This window comes from Paractinoplanes ferrugineus, from assembly GCF_016862195.1.
GTDB lineage: Bacteria > Actinomycetota > Actinomycetes > Mycobacteriales > Micromonosporaceae > Actinoplanes > Actinoplanes ferrugineus.
On the sequence record NZ_BOMM01000014.1, the window covers coordinates 86,386 to 101,120 of the forward strand.

General features: G+C 68.2%; 11 protein-coding genes. 1 reads left to right on the forward strand and 10 read right to left on the reverse strand.

All coding sequences use genetic code 11. From position 1 onward, the window contains the following. From Afe05nite_RS09990 to Afe05nite_RS10000, 3 genes are read right to left on the reverse strand one after another with little or no spacing between them, the layout of a single operon-like run. A complete protein-coding gene (locus Afe05nite_RS09990) occupies positions 1-1,182 on the reverse strand; it encodes an FxsB family cyclophane-forming radical SAM/SPASM peptide maturase (RefSeq protein ID WP_203816715.1) in 1,182 nt (393 codons plus the stop codon). 4 nt (positions 1,183-1,186) lie between these two features. Next, entirely contained in the window at positions 1,187-1,384 is a 198-nt protein-coding gene (locus Afe05nite_RS09995) for an FxSxx-COOH-like cyclophane-containing RiPP peptide (RefSeq protein WP_203816716.1), read from the reverse strand. Then, a complete protein-coding gene (locus Afe05nite_RS10000) occupies positions 1,381-2,232 on the reverse strand; it encodes an AAC(3) family N-acetyltransferase (protein WP_203816717.1) in 852 nt (283 codons plus the stop codon). Before Afe05nite_RS10000 ends, Afe05nite_RS09995 begins: the two co-directional genes overlap by 4 nt. A 442-nt stretch (positions 2,233-2,674) precedes the next feature. Between Afe05nite_RS10000 and fxsT the strand changes: the two genes are divergently transcribed. After that, positions 2,675-5,287: an FxSxx-COOH system tetratricopeptide repeat protein gene (gene fxsT / locus Afe05nite_RS10005; protein ID WP_203816718.1), complete on the forward strand. Its 2,613-nt coding sequence runs from the start codon at positions 2,675-2,677 to the stop codon at positions 5,285-5,287. Position 5,288: 1 nt separating this feature from the next. Here the strand turns inward: fxsT and Afe05nite_RS10010 are convergent, their stop codons facing one another. The 7 genes from Afe05nite_RS10010 to Afe05nite_RS10040 all read right to left on the reverse strand — a co-directional run bounded on the left by Afe05nite_RS10010 (position 5,289) and on the right by Afe05nite_RS10040 (position 14,731). Then, positions 5,289-7,049, reverse strand: coding sequence for an NAD-binding protein (locus Afe05nite_RS10010; protein ID WP_203816719.1), 1,761 nt, complete (start codon positions 7,047-7,049; stop codon positions 5,289-5,291). A 12-nt stretch (positions 7,050-7,061) separates the two neighbouring features. Next, the gene (locus Afe05nite_RS10015) at positions 7,062-7,781 is read right to left on the reverse strand and encodes an FAD-binding oxidoreductase (RefSeq protein WP_239117690.1); all 720 of its coding nucleotides are present in this window, start codon (positions 7,779-7,781) and stop codon (positions 7,062-7,064) included. Positions 7,782-7,960: 179 nt separating this feature from the next. After that, on the reverse strand, positions 7,961-9,574 hold the full coding sequence (locus tag Afe05nite_RS10020; protein WP_203816721.1) for an oligosaccharide flippase family protein: 1,614 nt from the start codon (positions 9,572-9,574) through the stop codon (positions 7,961-7,963). Positions 9,575-9,626: 52 nt separating this feature from the next. Continuing rightward, positions 9,627-10,934: a glycosyltransferase family 2 protein gene (locus Afe05nite_RS10025; RefSeq protein WP_239117691.1), complete on the reverse strand. Its 1,308-nt coding sequence runs from the start codon at positions 10,932-10,934 to the stop codon at positions 9,627-9,629. 18 nt (positions 10,935-10,952) lie between these two features. Next, positions 10,953-12,734: a glycosyltransferase gene (locus Afe05nite_RS10030; RefSeq protein ID WP_203816722.1), complete on the reverse strand. Its 1,782-nt coding sequence runs from the start codon at positions 12,732-12,734 to the stop codon at positions 10,953-10,955. A 135-nt stretch (positions 12,735-12,869) separates the two neighbouring features. Next, positions 12,870-13,820, reverse strand: a complete 951-nt coding sequence (locus tag Afe05nite_RS10035) for a glycosyltransferase family 2 protein (protein ID WP_307835629.1) — start codon at positions 13,818-13,820, stop codon at positions 12,870-12,872. A gap of 311 nt (positions 13,821-14,131) precedes the next feature. Next, positions 14,132-14,731 carry a mycothiol-dependent nitroreductase Rv2466c family protein gene (locus Afe05nite_RS10040; RefSeq protein ID WP_203816724.1) on the reverse strand — a complete coding sequence of 200 codons (600 nt, stop codon included), beginning with the start codon at positions 14,729-14,731 and terminating at the stop codon, positions 14,132-14,134. Positions 14,732-14,735 lie beyond the last annotated feature (4 nt).

Here is a 14,735-nt window from a genome sequence, read left to right on the forward strand (position 1 = left end):
TCAGCGCCCTTCCCGGTCCTCGAAGGTCTCGCGGACCCGTCCGCGGACGTGATCGATCAGGCGATACAGATCACGGCAGTAGACCGACGGATGGGCGAAACCGCCGTCAGTCCCGAACCGATGGGAGTACTGCCCGCCGCCGCACACCGCCTGCACCGGGCAAATTTGGCACCCTGTCGCCAGATTCGCGACTATCCGGTGAGTGGCGCGGACGGCCACGTGCGCAGCGGCCTCGTCGAGCGAGTGATCATGCACTGACATCCCGAGCGCGCCCAGCCCGGGGGCGGTGGTCTTCAACGCATCGGTGACTTCCAGGCTGCCGTCCGTCTCGACGGTGATCGCTGCCGGCGAGTTGAGTCCGACCGCCTCGGTATCGCTGGCGCCGCCGAGGGCCAGCATGATGATCGACTCGAACAGCCGGATGCCGGTCGCGCGGACGGGTGCGTCGAACCACCGGTCAAAGACGCGGATCAACCACTCCGCATATGGAGTTGCCGCCGGGTTGTGGCCGGGCGGCGGATAGACCCAGTTGGCCAGCGGCAACAGCAGGTCGATGCTCGGCGGCCCGAGGGCCAGCAGATCCTCGTACACCTGGATCGGGTCGTTGTCCAGGTCGACCGCACAGAGCAGACCGGTCCAAACGTCCCCGGCCGCGCGTAGACGCGCGATGCCCGCCTCGACCAGATCGAAGCTGGGTCGTCCACTGACGAAACGCCGGTGCCGGTTCGTTGCCTCGCTGCCACCGTCGAGGCTGACCCCGACGTCGACCTGATGCCGCCGGAACACCTCGATGAAATCGTCGTCGATCAAGGTGCCGTTGGTCTGCAGCAAAACATCGATCTCGGTACTGCCGGGTACTTGCGCCCGCACCGACGAGATGACGTCGTCAATGACACTGTGACCGGCAAGCAAGGGCTCCCCGCCATGGAGCACGAGAAAGATCTTCCTGGGCTGGTGGGCCGCTGTGTGCTCACCGATCCGTTCGGCAAGCGCCGCGATGGTTCGGGCACTCATTACCATCGGGCGATCGCGCCAGCTCTGGTCGACGTGGTGATAGACGTAGCAGTAGTCGCAAGACAGATTGCACCGACTGTGGACCTTGACGATGAACTGGCGGAACGGCTCGGCGGGGACAGCCGGCCCGGACCTGCCTCGTGGCAACCCGAGTTTGGTGACAACCATGGCGTCAGGAACGCCGCAGTGGCGCGGCGTTGAAGGCTGCGACGCTCTCCTGCTCTTCGGAGGCATCGCGTTCGGACAGCCGGCGCAGACAGTGATCAAGCGCCGAGTCGCCACCCTTGCGCAAGGCCAGGAGCTCATGGAGTGGCAGGTCAGCCACGCGCAGAAGTCCGGTCTCGATGGTGGGGGCGTGCGGTGACGTCATCGCTTCTCGCTTTCGTTGCCCGTGCCGCGACGGGGATTCGGGCACACGGGTCGCCGGGGAGCCAACCAGCTTTCCGCGAAACGAACCGCCTCGCGAATAGGGAATAGACGGCTCAACGCTGCGCCGACCATCCCTCGGCAGAGAGAGCCGTCTCTGTCACCAACCGCCTCATACGCGGCGCCAAGGTCACCGAAATCGTGATCATCGAGGCCGGGCGTTTTATAGCTTACCCACTCACGGCCGTTTCTGGTTCGCACCGGGGCGGTCATCTCGACGACCCGCAGGTTCGGCAAACGCGACTCGGCCAGGTGGAATGCGGTGCATTTATCGAACCCGACGCCGACGAGAAGGATCTTGGCACCGACATCCTCCAGCGCGGCCAACGGTGTGTGGTCGCCAAGCAGAGAGGTCAGCCGATGTTCGGCCATCAGAGCGCCGGCCTGGCGGCCCACGGCCGCGAAGGAGGTCAGCGGGTGTTCACTTCGGGCTGAGCCGGGCCACGTGCGAACCCGCTCGGCCACTGAACCCATGGTCTGGCTGGGTGTCAGAGCCGGCTCGAAAGGCGGCAGATGCTGGCGAATCGCGTCCCACCACTCCGGCGGGACGGTCGGATGCGACCATCGGGACGGGTCACGGTTCTCCGGCGTCTGCGCCGGCACGACAAGCGTTCCGCTCGGCCCCACCGCGTCGAGTAGTGCCTGAACGACCGCGGTGGCACCGCCGCAGACCCAGCCGATGGATCGCATCGAGCTGTGTACCAGTACGACATCCCCGGCACGTACACCGAGCTGGGCGAATTCCTTGGCCAGCAATTCACGCGTCCGCATCGGTTGATCAACAGAGGTCATCGGTCCCTCCTTCCGGCACGCACTCGGAAACATAGTTGCAGGATCGAACCACGCCTTTATCGTCGTTCAGCCGATGACTGCCTGCTGACCTTCTGTCAAGCCCAGGCACAAGTTGACGACTTTTGACTCGAGGACTTCCAATGGACTTCTAGCGGTTGGCAGAATTTGACGATTGTTGACGGCTCGCGCCGGCGAACGGGGGACTTTGATCGTGGTGAGAGCGCCTCGGCCGGCTCCTGTCCCCGACAGCCCTTTGGCGGAACTTGTCCGTGCTTTGCACGAGTTGCACCGAGACGCCGGAAAGCCCGGAGCCCGCCGGGTCAGCATCGCGATCCGGGATGACGAGTCCCTGCGCGACACAGTCAGCCACGAGACGATCAGCGCGATGCTTCGAGGAACCGGCCTGCCGAAGTGGGTGAAGGTCGAGTGTGTCGTGCGGAAGTTGGCCGAGTGGTCGGTAAGCGGGCTCGACGCCGATCGGGAAGTTCGTCGCTTCCATCAACTCTGGCTCGCCGCCGACGACGACGGTCTCGATGGCACGGTACCGGCCGGGGTACGGAATGACTTCGTCCCGTCTCAGCGACCGGCGCCGGTCCCGGCCGGCCCGGCTCCGGCCCCCGGTGCGACGCTGACCAATGTCCCCGCCCCGGCCCGGCACTTCACCGGACGTGAGCGGCTCCTCGCCGAGATCCGAGCCGTGCTGAGTGGCTCGAACCGGATGCCGCTCTCGCTGGTCGGCCTCGGAGGCGTAGGAAAGACGCAACTCGCCCTGCAGTACGTCGCCCGCTGGGCAGCCGAGTACGACGTGCTGTGGTGGGTGCCGGCCGAACAACCCTCGCAGGCGATCGCAGCCCTCGCGGCGCTGGGCGACCAGCTCGGGATCAGCCTCTCCAACGACATGCGGCAGATCGTCCGGGACGTTCTTGCCGCGCTCGAGGAAAGTGCACTGCGCTGGCTGCTCATCTACGACAACGCCGATCAACCGGAAGACCTGAGCACGCTTCTTCCCGCGGCCGGCGGCCAAGTGCTCGTCACGTCGCGCAACTATGCCTGGGCGTCGGCGGCCGGAACCCCGTTCAGCGTAGGGGTCTTCTCCCGCGACGAGAGCATCGCCTTCATGCGCGAGTGGGGGGTGACCGCGCCGGCCGACGACTGCGACACCCTGGCCGAGCAGCTCGGCGATCTTCCGCTCGCGGTCGACCAGGTGTGTGCGATGCAGACCGCGACCGGCATGCCCCTGGCGGACTACCTGCGCCTATTCGCCGAGCACCTCGACGAGTTGCTGGCTGCGGGGCTGCGACCAGGTTCGCGAACCACCACCGTTGCCACCTTTGTGAATGTCGCTGCCGGACGTCTCCGGGCGGAGTCCGTCGCGGCCTCCCAGCTTCTGGAGCTTCTGGCGTTCATGGCCCCCTCCCCAGTACCGATCTATCTGCTGCACGCCGGCCGTGGCGCCGAGGTCACGCTCCCTTTAGGCCGGTCGCTCTACAGCTCCGAGGAACTGACCAGGTTGGCTCTACAACTGGGCCGGTACGGGCTGGCGCAAGTGAGCAGCGACGGACAACAGCTTCAGATGCATCGCCTCGTGCAGGTCATGGTTCGGGAAAGACTGAGCGAGCAGGAGGCCTACGTTCGTCGCCTGGATGTCCATCGGCTCCTCGTCGAGGTGAACCCCAAAAACCCTGACGACTCGCGGACATGGCCTCAGCACAGCGAGATCGGGCCACACCTGGTCACCTCCGATGCTCTCCGCTCCCCGGAGATGCCGGCGCGGGAGGCCGTGCTCGATCAGATTCGTTATCTGGAGCGAATCGGCGACTTCGAGGCCTCAGCCAAGTTGTGCCGACTCGCCGTCGATGCCTGGCGGGCCGACAGCGAGTTAGGTCCGGAGCACAGACTCACCACGCGGGCCACCCGTCACCTCGCCAACGCGCTGCGCTCCCTGGGGTCGTACAACCTATCGCGCAACATGATCGTTGATCTTTTGAAGGTACTTCGGACCAGCGACGCATACGGTCCCGACCACCCTGACACGCTTCAGACGGCCAACGTCCTTGCGTTCTATCTACGGCTCGCCGGCGAATATCAGAAGGCCTTCGAGGAGGACCGCCGCCGGGTCGAAGCTCTGCGCCGGTTGCACGGTCCGGAGGATGTGAGGACGACGGAGGCTACCGGCAACCTCGCAGTCAACCTCCGGTTGCTCGGTAAGCCGGCGGCCGCACTCGAATACGACGCGGCGCTGGTGAGCACGCTCAGCCGAGCCGTCGGCGCGGAGAACGAACGCACGCTCGTGGCCATGCGGAATCAGATGTGGGACCTGCTCGGCCTCGGCCGGTTCAGCGACGCGGTTCGGTCCCAGCCCGAGCATCGGGGGCGACGCGCCGCCAGTGAGATCGCATTGGTCCAGCAAGCGTTGGCGGTCGCGCTGCGGAAGCTCGGTCGAGTCGATGCGGCGCTGCGAACCGCTGCCGCCAACTACCGGACCTGCCAGAGCCTCAACGGGCCAGATCACCACCTGACGCTGGCCTCGATCATGACCTATGCGAACACCCTGCGAGCGGTGGGGGACGCGATGGGTGCCCGCCGCCTGGCGACCGAGGCTCTGGACCGATACCGGCGGCTGTTCGGGGCGGAGAACCCACTCACCCTGGCCGCGTCAACAAATCTGGCTGTCGCCTTACGGGCACTAGGTCAGTGGCGGGAGGCGTACAACATCGACGAGCTGACGTACGAGCAGACCAGCCGGATCCTGGGTCCGGACCATCCGCACACGTTGGCCACCGCGATCGGCCTCGCCAACGACCTGGCGCACCATCACCTGCAGAAGGACGCCGTCGCGCTGGGTTCGGCAACGCTGAAGCGCTTACGGCAGGTGCGGGGCGACGATCACCCGGAGACGTGGGCATGTGCCGCCAACTTGGCGCTGGACCAGAACAGTTCACGTCGCGAGCCCGTCGAGCGCCTGACCGCCCTGCTGGGGCCGGATCACCCCGAGGTGGCGGCGGCCCTGGCCGGCATGCGGCTGGAGTGCGACATCGAGCCACCGCCCACCTGAGTCACACGAGCTCGGCGGTGCGGCCCAGTTGGGGGTCGGCGATCCGGACGATCTGGAAGCCGGCGTCGGCCAGGATGGCGGGCAGGTCGCGTACCGCGGAGCGGTCCTTCTCGCGGCGTTCGTCGGGTAGCTCGGCCCAGTCCAGGAGGTAGGGCGTACGGCGTGCGTGGGGGTCGCGGACGGAGCCGTACCGCCAGCCGGCCGCCGCTGCCTCGCGGGCCCAGCGCTGCTGTTCGGCCTGGGCGAGGTCTTCGATCTCCTCGGTGGACAGGGTGAACTCGCCCGGGCCGCTGCGCGCGACGATCGTGCAGCCGATCGCGCGGAGTTTGGCGCCGATGGAGTCGGCCTGGGAGCGGTTGGAGGCTCGGCGTTCCTCGTCGAGGGCGGCCCACTCGACGAGGGCGGCCGGGTCGGTGGGCTCGTCGGGGTGTTCGCGGCAGGCCACCACGTAGCGCTCGTGGATCAGCCGGGCCAAGCGTTCGACCAGGTCTTCGGCGATCAGGTCGGGGTCGCAAGCGGCGGCGTGCTTCGGGAACAGCTTGATCTTCCCGTGCACCTGGTCGAGGAGCCGGCGGCCGTGTTCGTCGCCGAATGCGTCGGTCAGGCCGGCCAGGCGGTCGACCGGGACCAGGACCGTGCCGGCGACCCGGTGCCACAGCTCGTAGGCGGTCAGTGCCACCTGCAGGCTGTACTCCTCGTCCTGGTAGCACAGGTAGGCGTCGTCATAGGTGAGCGATGGACGCTCGGCCAGCAGGGTGTGCACGTCGGTGTCGTACGCGGTGATCGTGCACGCCTGGTCGAGGATCGAATAGCGGGAGCGCAGCAACTTCAGGGCGGCCGGGGCGTCGGGCCGGACGAAGTCGACAACGATCCGTTTCGCCGGCCCGGTACGCCGCAGGCGCCAGTCGCGGGCGAGCGAGACGAGCAGGGCCCGGGCGAACGGCGCGTCCCCGGCGACGAGCAGGCGCGGGATCGCACCGCTGACCGGCTCGAGTGGACGGTCGGCGAGCAGCACCTGCACCGCCAGCTGGTCGAGGTTGAAGAAGTCGAGCCGCAGGCCCGGCGCGTCGTCCACGCCGAGCCGCCGGGCCTGCAACGCGACCGCCCGGTCGGGGTCGTGGATCTGCGCGTAGACCGCCGTGCCGACCGAGTCGTCGCCCATGACTCGGCCGGCCGCGGCAGCGATGGCCACGTTGGTGGCGCTGTCGTCGGTGCACGCGTAGATGACGTTGGCGTGCGCCGCGCCGGCGCCGCGCAGCACGTCGGGGTCGGTGGCGTCGCCGGTGACGCTCAGCAGATGTTCGCGGCGGGTGGCCAGCGGGCCGATCGGCCGGCTGCGGATCAGTACCGTGCGACGCTGTGCTCTCGCCAGGTTGCGGGCCAGGGTGGCGGCGGCGGTCGAGTCGCCGCAGACGATCGCGTGCCCTCGGGCCCGACGGGTGCGAAACCGGCTGAACTCGGTGGACAGCAGCAACCGGGCCGCCTCGGCCAGCGCGAACAGCGTCACCGCGGGGGCGGCGAAGCGGGCGACCTGCAAAGTCGGCGGCAGGGAGGTGGCGTTCTGCAGCGGGTCGGAGCCGAGCACGAAGAGCTGGAGATCGAAGTAGGCGACGTTGAGGAAGGTGTGCCCCTCGAGCCGCTGTTCGACGAAGTAGGTATCAAGCCCGATGTATCCGAGGATCAGGGCGACGAAGGCGAGCGCGACGAAGGCGAGGCGCACAACGGTCGTGGTGCGACGTCCATCGACACTTGTCACCGCCATGTCCACATTGTGTCACCGATTCGCTACTCCTTGGTGTGCGCGCGGGTGGGCCCCGTGCCGGATTCGTTCGGCGGCGACACCGAGCTCGTCGAGGCGGCGCAGGGTGGCGGCGATCATCGGGTTCGAGCCGAAGATGTAGAAGTCGTGGTCGGGCCACGGTCCGTGGCGCGCGAGGAGGTCGTCGACGGTGGCCTGGTCGCCGTTCTCATCGGGTTCGTCGCTGGTCGCCCGGATCACCGAGAGCCATGGATGCCGGTCCGCCAGGGCGTCGATGCTCTTGAGGTCGTAGAAGTCGCTGCGCCGGCGGGCGCCGCGGAACAGGTGGATCCAGCGGGTGCGGTTGACCCGGGTCAGTTCGTCGATGAGGGCCTTGGCCGGGGCGAGGCCGGTGCCGCCGGCGACGAGGACCACGTCGCGGCGGGAGAAGTGGTCGAGCGCGAGAGTGCCGTGGGGTTCGCTGAGCCGCAGCATGTCGCCCGGTTTCAGCCGGCCGACCAGGGCGGCCGACACTCCGGCCGGGCCGTCGGCCCGCACGTGGAACTCGAGCACCCGGTCCGGCCGGGGTGCGTTGGCCATGGCGTACGCCCGGGATTGCCACGGCCGGTACGGGCATTCGATGGTCACGAATTGCCCCGCGTGGAATGGCAGGGGCTCGCCCGTTCGACAGGTGAAGACAGCGACGTCGGAACCACGTCGTTCATGCGAGAGCACTTGGGCGTGCCAGCCGTTCATGAGCCCAAGGGTCGTCGATCCGCCGGGGCGAGATCGCACCGGGAGTGCGATCCGGACGAAAGGTCGGACAACCCGACCACGGAGTCGGCGAGGCCCGGCGAATCGGCGACCGCACCCCGTCTGATCAGCGCTTCGATTGACGGTGCGAGGTCGCGTACATTGACGTTCATAGCCGTCGGTCAGAGCCGGGTGACGTACCGTCCGCCGTAGTAGATCTTCGCGGTCTGCTCGATGTTCGACGGCCGGCGCACCGTGGCCCGGCCGATCGCCGGCATCCGCACCGGCACCTGCGCCGAGAACGAGATGGTCTCGGTGATGGCCGGCATCAGAGTCGTCACGCTCTCCTCGACCATCATCGGCTCGTCGACCGGCGACTGCCTGATCTTCAGGAAGATCAGCACGAACCAGACCACGGCGCCGACGCTGAGCAGCGCGCGGGCGATCATCACCGGAAGGCTCTCCGGGATCAGGGCGATGGCGATGGCGACCGCGCACGCGCCGCCCAGCTGGGCGAGGAGCTCGATCGGCGCGCGGCCGGGCGAGATGTCCCGGCCGACCCAGGCGAACATCAGCCACAGGGCGGTGAACGCGACGAGGGTGGCGGCGGCCGGGCCGATCAGCCCGAAGTGCCGGACCAGCACCAGGTTGACGGCGAGGTTGAGGCCGGCGCCGAGGAAGTTGACGAGGGCGATCGATCCGGTGCGGCCGTAGGTCATCAGGGTGCGGACCACGGCGAGCTGCGCGGCGAACGGCACCACGGTGATCAGCACGACCGCGACGACCATTTGAAGTTCATCCGGACGGTACGAGGGTGGCACCCACAACCGCAGGATCAGCGGCGAGCCGAACGCGAAGCCGAGGACCACCGGCACCATCAGCCGACTCAGCGCGTCGCGGCTGTCACGCAGCACCTTGGCCCGCTCGCCGGGCTCGTTGAGGCTGAAGAAGCGGGGCATCCAGGCCGAGCTGAGCACCGCCAGGAGCAGCATCGGCATGCTCGCGATGTTGTAGGCGATCTGATATCGCGCCACCGACTCGCTGCCCAGCATCGCGTTGATGACCAGCTTGTCGGAGCTCTCGATCACGAACGTGGAGAGCGTCGACGGCACCAGCGGAAGCGCGAACAGCAGCGCCCGGCCGAGGAAGTCGAAGTGCCGCACCCAGAAGAACGCGGGCGGGAAGATCGCCAGCGCGATCAGCATCGCCAGCACCTGGCAGATCGTCTGCCCGAGCAGGTAGTTCTCGGCGGTGGGCTCGAGGAACTTGCACAGCGCCAGGGCGACCAGCTGGCCGCCCACCGACTGGATCAGGCCCACGACGACGAACGGGACCAGCCGGTCCCGGCTGCGCAGCAGACCCAGCGAGGTGTTGGTGACCGCGGACGCGCCGGCCCAGACGACCGCCATCTTGATCTCGTAGTGGCCGTCGTGCAGGCCGATCGCACCGGCCCAGAGCCCGACGGTGGACCACGCGGTGAAGGTGATCGCGCTGGCCGCCACCACGCCGAACCCGACCAGCCGCCGGGCGCCGAGCAGGTTGTCGTTGCCGGAGTCCTCCCGCTGCACCGCGGCCTGCAGGCCGAGGGCGGCGAAGATGAAGAGCACCTGCATGATCGCGATGCCGGACTGGACCGTGCCGTAGTTGCCCGCGCTGAGGATGCGGGTCAGCACCGGGGTGAACAGGGCGGAACAGAGGAGCTGGATCGCCCAGACCACGAGATAGATGGAGTCGCGGCCGAAGAGCTGAGCGAGGTGGTTCTTCTCCTCGCTCTTGCCGGCCGACACGTCCGTCATCCAGCTGACCTTACTTGGGTTTTGTTGCGGCGAAGTCGGGTAGCGATTGTCGTCACGAACTGACCAGTTCGCGGCGGACCGCCCTCCGTGCACGGACATAGAGCACGGGACCGGTCAGGTAGCCGGTGAACTCGCGACGCATCGCGCCGGCCGGCGTCGGCACCGGGTTGTCGTTGAGGCGTTGGTCGGTCTGCCGCTTGATCCGGACCATCTTGGCCAGACCGGCCGGCACCCGCCGCAACACCTCACCACGGGTGTGCGGGGACAGCAGAAGCTTGGTGACGTACGCGGTGAAACCCGTGCCATAGCCGTACATCTGGCGCAGCAGGGCCGCTTCGTCCGCCCGGTGGTGGTGCCACACGACGGCGGACGGCTCGTACGCGATCGCGCCGTGGTCGAGCATCACCCGGACGAAGATGTCGAGGTCCTCGCCGCCGCGGGTGAGCGTGCCGGCGCCGAGCGCCTCGTCGAACCCGCCCAGCCGCACCAGCCGTTCCCGGTCGAACGCGAAGCTGGCGCCGGTGCCGAAGATGCCCGGCGAGAATGGGTAGAGCACGCCGTGCTTCGCCCGCATCGACATGTCGAAGAACTGCGGCCGGCACCGGGTCGACCAGGACGCCAGCCGGGCGTCGAAGTAGGCCTCGGAGCCGTTGCTGATCGCCGCGGTGCACACCAGTCCGGTCACGCACGCCACGTCGGGCCGGCGCTGGAAACCGCGGACCAGGCCGTGGATCCAGCCGCTGTCGACCGCCACGTCGTCGTCGGTATAGGCCAGCCAGCGGCCGGTGGCGGCGGCCAGCCCGGCGTTGCGGGCGCGGGACAGGCCCGGCCGCGACTCCCGGACGTACCGGAAGCGCTCGTCCTCGGCCGCGTAGCGCTTCACCACGAGTTCGGTGGAGTCGTCGCTGGGCGCGTTGTCCACGATGATGAACTCGACGTTCGGGTAGGTCACCGCGGCCAGCCGGTCGAGGCAGTCGGGCAGCGACTCGCTCCGGTTGCGGGTACAGACCACGACCGACACCAGGTCGGTGGCCTCGACCCGGTTGGGGCAACTCGCCGGCTGGACCGGCGGGTGCCAGCCGTCGCGCTCGGCCACCTCGGGCACCGCGGTTCCCTCGGCGGTCAGGTGCTCCACCAGGAAATCGGCGTACTCCGCCCAGGCGGCCTCGCGGATCGCGGCGGCGTCCCGGTCGGTGCCGGTGCGGCCGAGGGTGAGGTAGCCGAGCGGCTCACCGTGCAGGCGCACCAGCACCCGCATGCTGGTCTCGGCGCGGGCGGGCACCATCGAGCTGAACGCCCCGTCGCCGGAGAGCTCGAAGTCGCAGCACCAGACACCGGTGCGAACGGTCGGGAGAGTCAACGTGGCTCCGTCAGTGTCCTAGGAGTGGCTGTGCACCGAGTGGCTGTGCTCGGGGGTACGCCGTACGCGGGCGAGCACCCCGCTGGCCAGGCCCATCAGTTCCCGCCGGAGGGTGTCGCCACGGCCGATCCGCCCCGGGGCGTCGAGCTGGCGGAGCAGCTTCTCCGGTGTGGTGTCGCGCTGCACCTCGACCCGGGGCAGCGCATAGCGGTTCCCGTTCGCGGGGTACGCACCGTCGGTCAGGAGCGCGAAGGCGGCCGAGTAACCGGCCTTGCGCGTCTGCGAGCGTACGCGTCGATCGTGTTCGCCGAAGGGAAAGGCGATGAACCGGGGGGTGCCCAATCCGGCCCGGTCGAGCTCGTCGCGCGAGCCGGCCAGTTCGTCGGCCAGCGCGGCCGGGTTCAGCTGGGGCAGATGCGCGTGCCGCCGGGTGTGCGACTCGATCTCCCAGCCGGTGCGCCGCATGTGGTCGAGTTGCTCCGTGCTGAGCAGCGGCATCTTGACCGCGCCCGAGTCGGCGTCCCAGGAGTTGTAGCCGCCGAGCTCGTCGCTGACCACGCAGATCATGCCGGGTGCCTGGTGCCGCGCCATGATCGGTGCGGCGTGGGTCAGCAGGCTCTCGTAGGCGTCGTCGAAGGTGAGCAGCACGCTGCGCGGCTTGAGCGGCCGCCCGTCCAGGTGCTCGAGCAGGTCGTTCCCGGTGATGAAGGTGTAACCGGCGCCGGACAGCGCGTCCATCTGCTTCTCGAACAGCTCCGGCGCGACGCTGTACTGCCCGATGCGCGGGTCGTCGACCTGCTCGACACCGTGGTAGGCCACCACTCGTACGCCCGCGTCGGAGGCCATGTCGTAACCGCCGCGGGACCGCACACCGCGCCAGTAGGCGACGCGGCGCAGCATGGTGAAGACCGCGTCGGTGGCGGTGTCCATCCGGCCGTTGTCGACCCGCTTGGTCACCCGTTCCTGGACCGGCTTCAACACGCCGGCGGGCAGGGCCGCGAGGGTCCGGGTGAGCCGGCCGATCACCGAGTCGCCGGCGTAGTTCGCGTACAGCATGGTGCCCATGCCGGGGTGCTTGTGCGACAGCGCGACGTCGGCGTGCGCGGCCTGCTCCCACTGGCGGATGCTCTTGGCGGCCGGTACGACGTACCGCTGGTGGGAGATCGCCTTGGCGCTGAACTGAAGCTTGGCGCCGTTCTGCAGCAGGCGGTAGACGAGGTCGGTGTCCTCGCCGCCGAACGTGCCGTCGGCGGTGATCCCGCCGTCGAAGCCGGCCACCTTGCGGAAGTAGTCGGCGCGTACCGACAGCTGGCCGGTGAGGAAGTCGCTCATGCCGAGCTTGCCGCCGGATTTCTCGAGCCGCGCGCGGCGCTGTGCCGCCCACCGCTCGACGCCGCGGGTCATCAGGTTGCGCGGCGAGCGCTTGTCGATGTGCATGTGTCCGACCGAGGCGTCGGCCCCTGCCATCAGCGTCTTCTCGTGCTCGGTGATCAGGTCTTTCTCGACGACCATGTCGTCGTCGAGGAACAGCAGCAGCTCACCTCGCGCGGCCAGCGCGCCGGTGTTGCGGGCCGCGGCGGCACCCTGGTTCTCCTGCTCGACGACGGTGAGCGGCAGCGGCAGGTCGAGGGCCCGCAGCGCCTCGGCGCTCCCGTCCTGGGAGCCGTCGATCACGACGATCAGCTCGCACGGCCAGGGCCGGTCGGTGGCGGCGATCGAGGCGACCGAGTCGAGCAGAATTTCTCGTCTGTTGTAGGTGGGAACGATGATGCTGAACCGGAAGGGGTGTGTTGCGTCCACGGTTGCCTTGCTCCAGTTTCGGCTAGTGAGACGAGGGCCGGACATGTCGCCGAGTGCCCCCGGCCGCCTGTCGCGGACGCGACGGCAGACGGATCGGCGAGTTGCCCACGAGGTGCCCTCGTCAGCGGGCACGACTTAGGTTGGGGAAACGGTGACCTGTCCTCGCTGCAAGGACTCGACCACGTAGCCAAGGACGGTGCTGCCCAGGCCGATCACCACGACGCCGGCGCGGAGCAGTCCGGACGGACGCCGGAACGAGCCGGCGACACCTTTGACGACCGCTGACGGCAGCGTCACCCGGACGTACTGTCGCTCCGACGACAGGCCCGCGGTCGTCCCCTGCAGGAGCGAGACGATGCGCTTCGAGCGGCCTTCGTGGTAGCAACGGCTGACGAAATATTTCATCGTCTGCCGCCCAGCGGGCACGTAGTGGTCGACCGCGGCGAAGGGGTCGAACACCACCTGGTAGTTGGGATCGTGGGCGGAGACCCGGATGCAGAACTCGGTCTCCTCGCAGCCGACCGGCTTGGTGCCGACCCGGCCGATGGCGTCGGAGAACCCGCCCACCTTCCCGAAGATGGTGCGCCGCACCGCCATGGACGCGCCGATCGGGTTGCGGACGGTGGTCTTGACCTCGGGGAGGCCGCGGTAGCTGCAGCCGACGACCCAGCCGAACTCCTCCGGGAACCAGGTGGGCTTGTGCCCGCCCTCCCAGTTGGGCCGGACCAGGGTGCCGGCGACGGCCACCTCGTCCGGCGCGAACGCCTCGCGCAGGCCGGCCACCCAGCCGGGGGCGGCGACCGCGTCGTCGTCGAGGAACGCGACCACGTCACCACGGCTGGTCTCGACGCCGGTGTTGCGGGCGTCGGAGAGGCCTTTGCGGCCGGCGTTGGCCACCACCCGGGCGTTGGGGAACTCGGCGCGAGCACGCTCGAGAAGCCCGTCGTTGTGGTCGATCACGACCACCAGTTCGTCACCTTCAGTGAGCTGCTTGTCGACGGACACGCAGGCACGCTGGAAATCGTCCCAACGCCAGTCCGCATAACTACAGATCACGACGCTGATTGTGCGATCCACCTGTTGCACCGAGCCCGGGTCCTCTCCAGCACAGCCATTTCATGATGGCAACCGGGAGCCACACTACGGTGTCGCGATACCCATTCATGATTGGGAAGGGCACCTGTACCGATTTGCGCCACAGAAAGGACTGACCGTTTCCCGCCGCGGTACCTGCGGAGCGGGCTTCGACCGGTTTTCCCCTTGCTGCGCAACCGTTTGCCCCACCTGGCCGCCCACCCGTCCCGCGGCATCGGCCACCGGTATCGAGTACGGCAAATGATCATAAACGGGAGTTCAGCCGCATCAAACCTGTCGAAGTCCTGGGCAATTTGTCCTAGTTAGTCAAAATTGAGGCCACCGGTGCGCGTGCGCTTCAACTCGAAGAAGTCCGGGTACGACGACAACGCGACCGCCCCGTCGAACACCTTCAGTGCCTGCTCGCCCCGCGGAATGCTGGAAAGCACCGGCCCGAAGAAGGCGACTCCATCGATATGAATGGTCGGCGTACCGACGTCCTTACCGACCGGGTCCATGCCCTCGTGGTGACTGCGTCGCAACTCTTCGTCGAATTCGTCGCTCGTCGCGGCGGAGGCCAACTCGGCGGGCAGGCCGACTTCGGCGAGGGCCTCATTGATCACTACATCGAAGTCTTTGTTGCCCTGGTTGTGGATGCGGGTGCCGAGGGCCGTGTAGAGGTCGGCGAAGACCTGCTCCCCGTGCTTCGCGGCGGCGGCGGTGACCACCCGCACCGTGCCGAGCGATCGGTCGAGCAGGTCGCGGTACCACTCGTCCACGTCGCGGCCCTCGTTGAGGACGTAGAGGCTCATGATGTGCCAGTTGAGGTCGATCTCGCGCTGGCGCTGGACCTCGACGATCCAGCGGGAAGTGATCCAGGCGAACGGGCAGGCGGGATCAAAATAGAAGTCGACTCGCGTCACGACC

What these genes read in the sequence shown, in the direction of transcription:
- Afe05nite_RS09990 (WP_203816715.1), bottom strand. Translation starts at nt 1,182, where the DNA reads ATGGTTGTCACCAAACTCGGGTTGCCACGAGGCAGGTCCGGGCCGGCT.
- Afe05nite_RS09995 (WP_203816716.1), bottom strand. Translation starts at nt 1,384, where the DNA reads ATGACGTCACCGCACGCCCCCACCATCGAGACCGGACTTCTGCGCGTG.
- Afe05nite_RS10000 (WP_203816717.1), bottom strand. Translation starts at nt 2,232, where the DNA reads ATGACCTCTGTTGATCAACCGATGCGGACGCGTGAATTGCTGGCCAAG.
- Afe05nite_RS10010 (WP_203816719.1), bottom strand. Translation starts at nt 7,049, where the DNA reads ATGGCGGTGACAAGTGTCGATGGACGTCGCACCACGACCGTTGTGCGC.
- Afe05nite_RS10015 (WP_239117690.1), bottom strand. Translation starts at nt 7,781, where the DNA reads ATGAACGGCTGGCACGCCCAAGTGCTCTCGCATGAACGACGTGGTTCC.
- Afe05nite_RS10020 (WP_203816721.1), bottom strand. Translation starts at nt 9,574, where the DNA reads ATGACGGACGTGTCGGCCGGCAAGAGCGAGGAGAAGAACCACCTCGCT.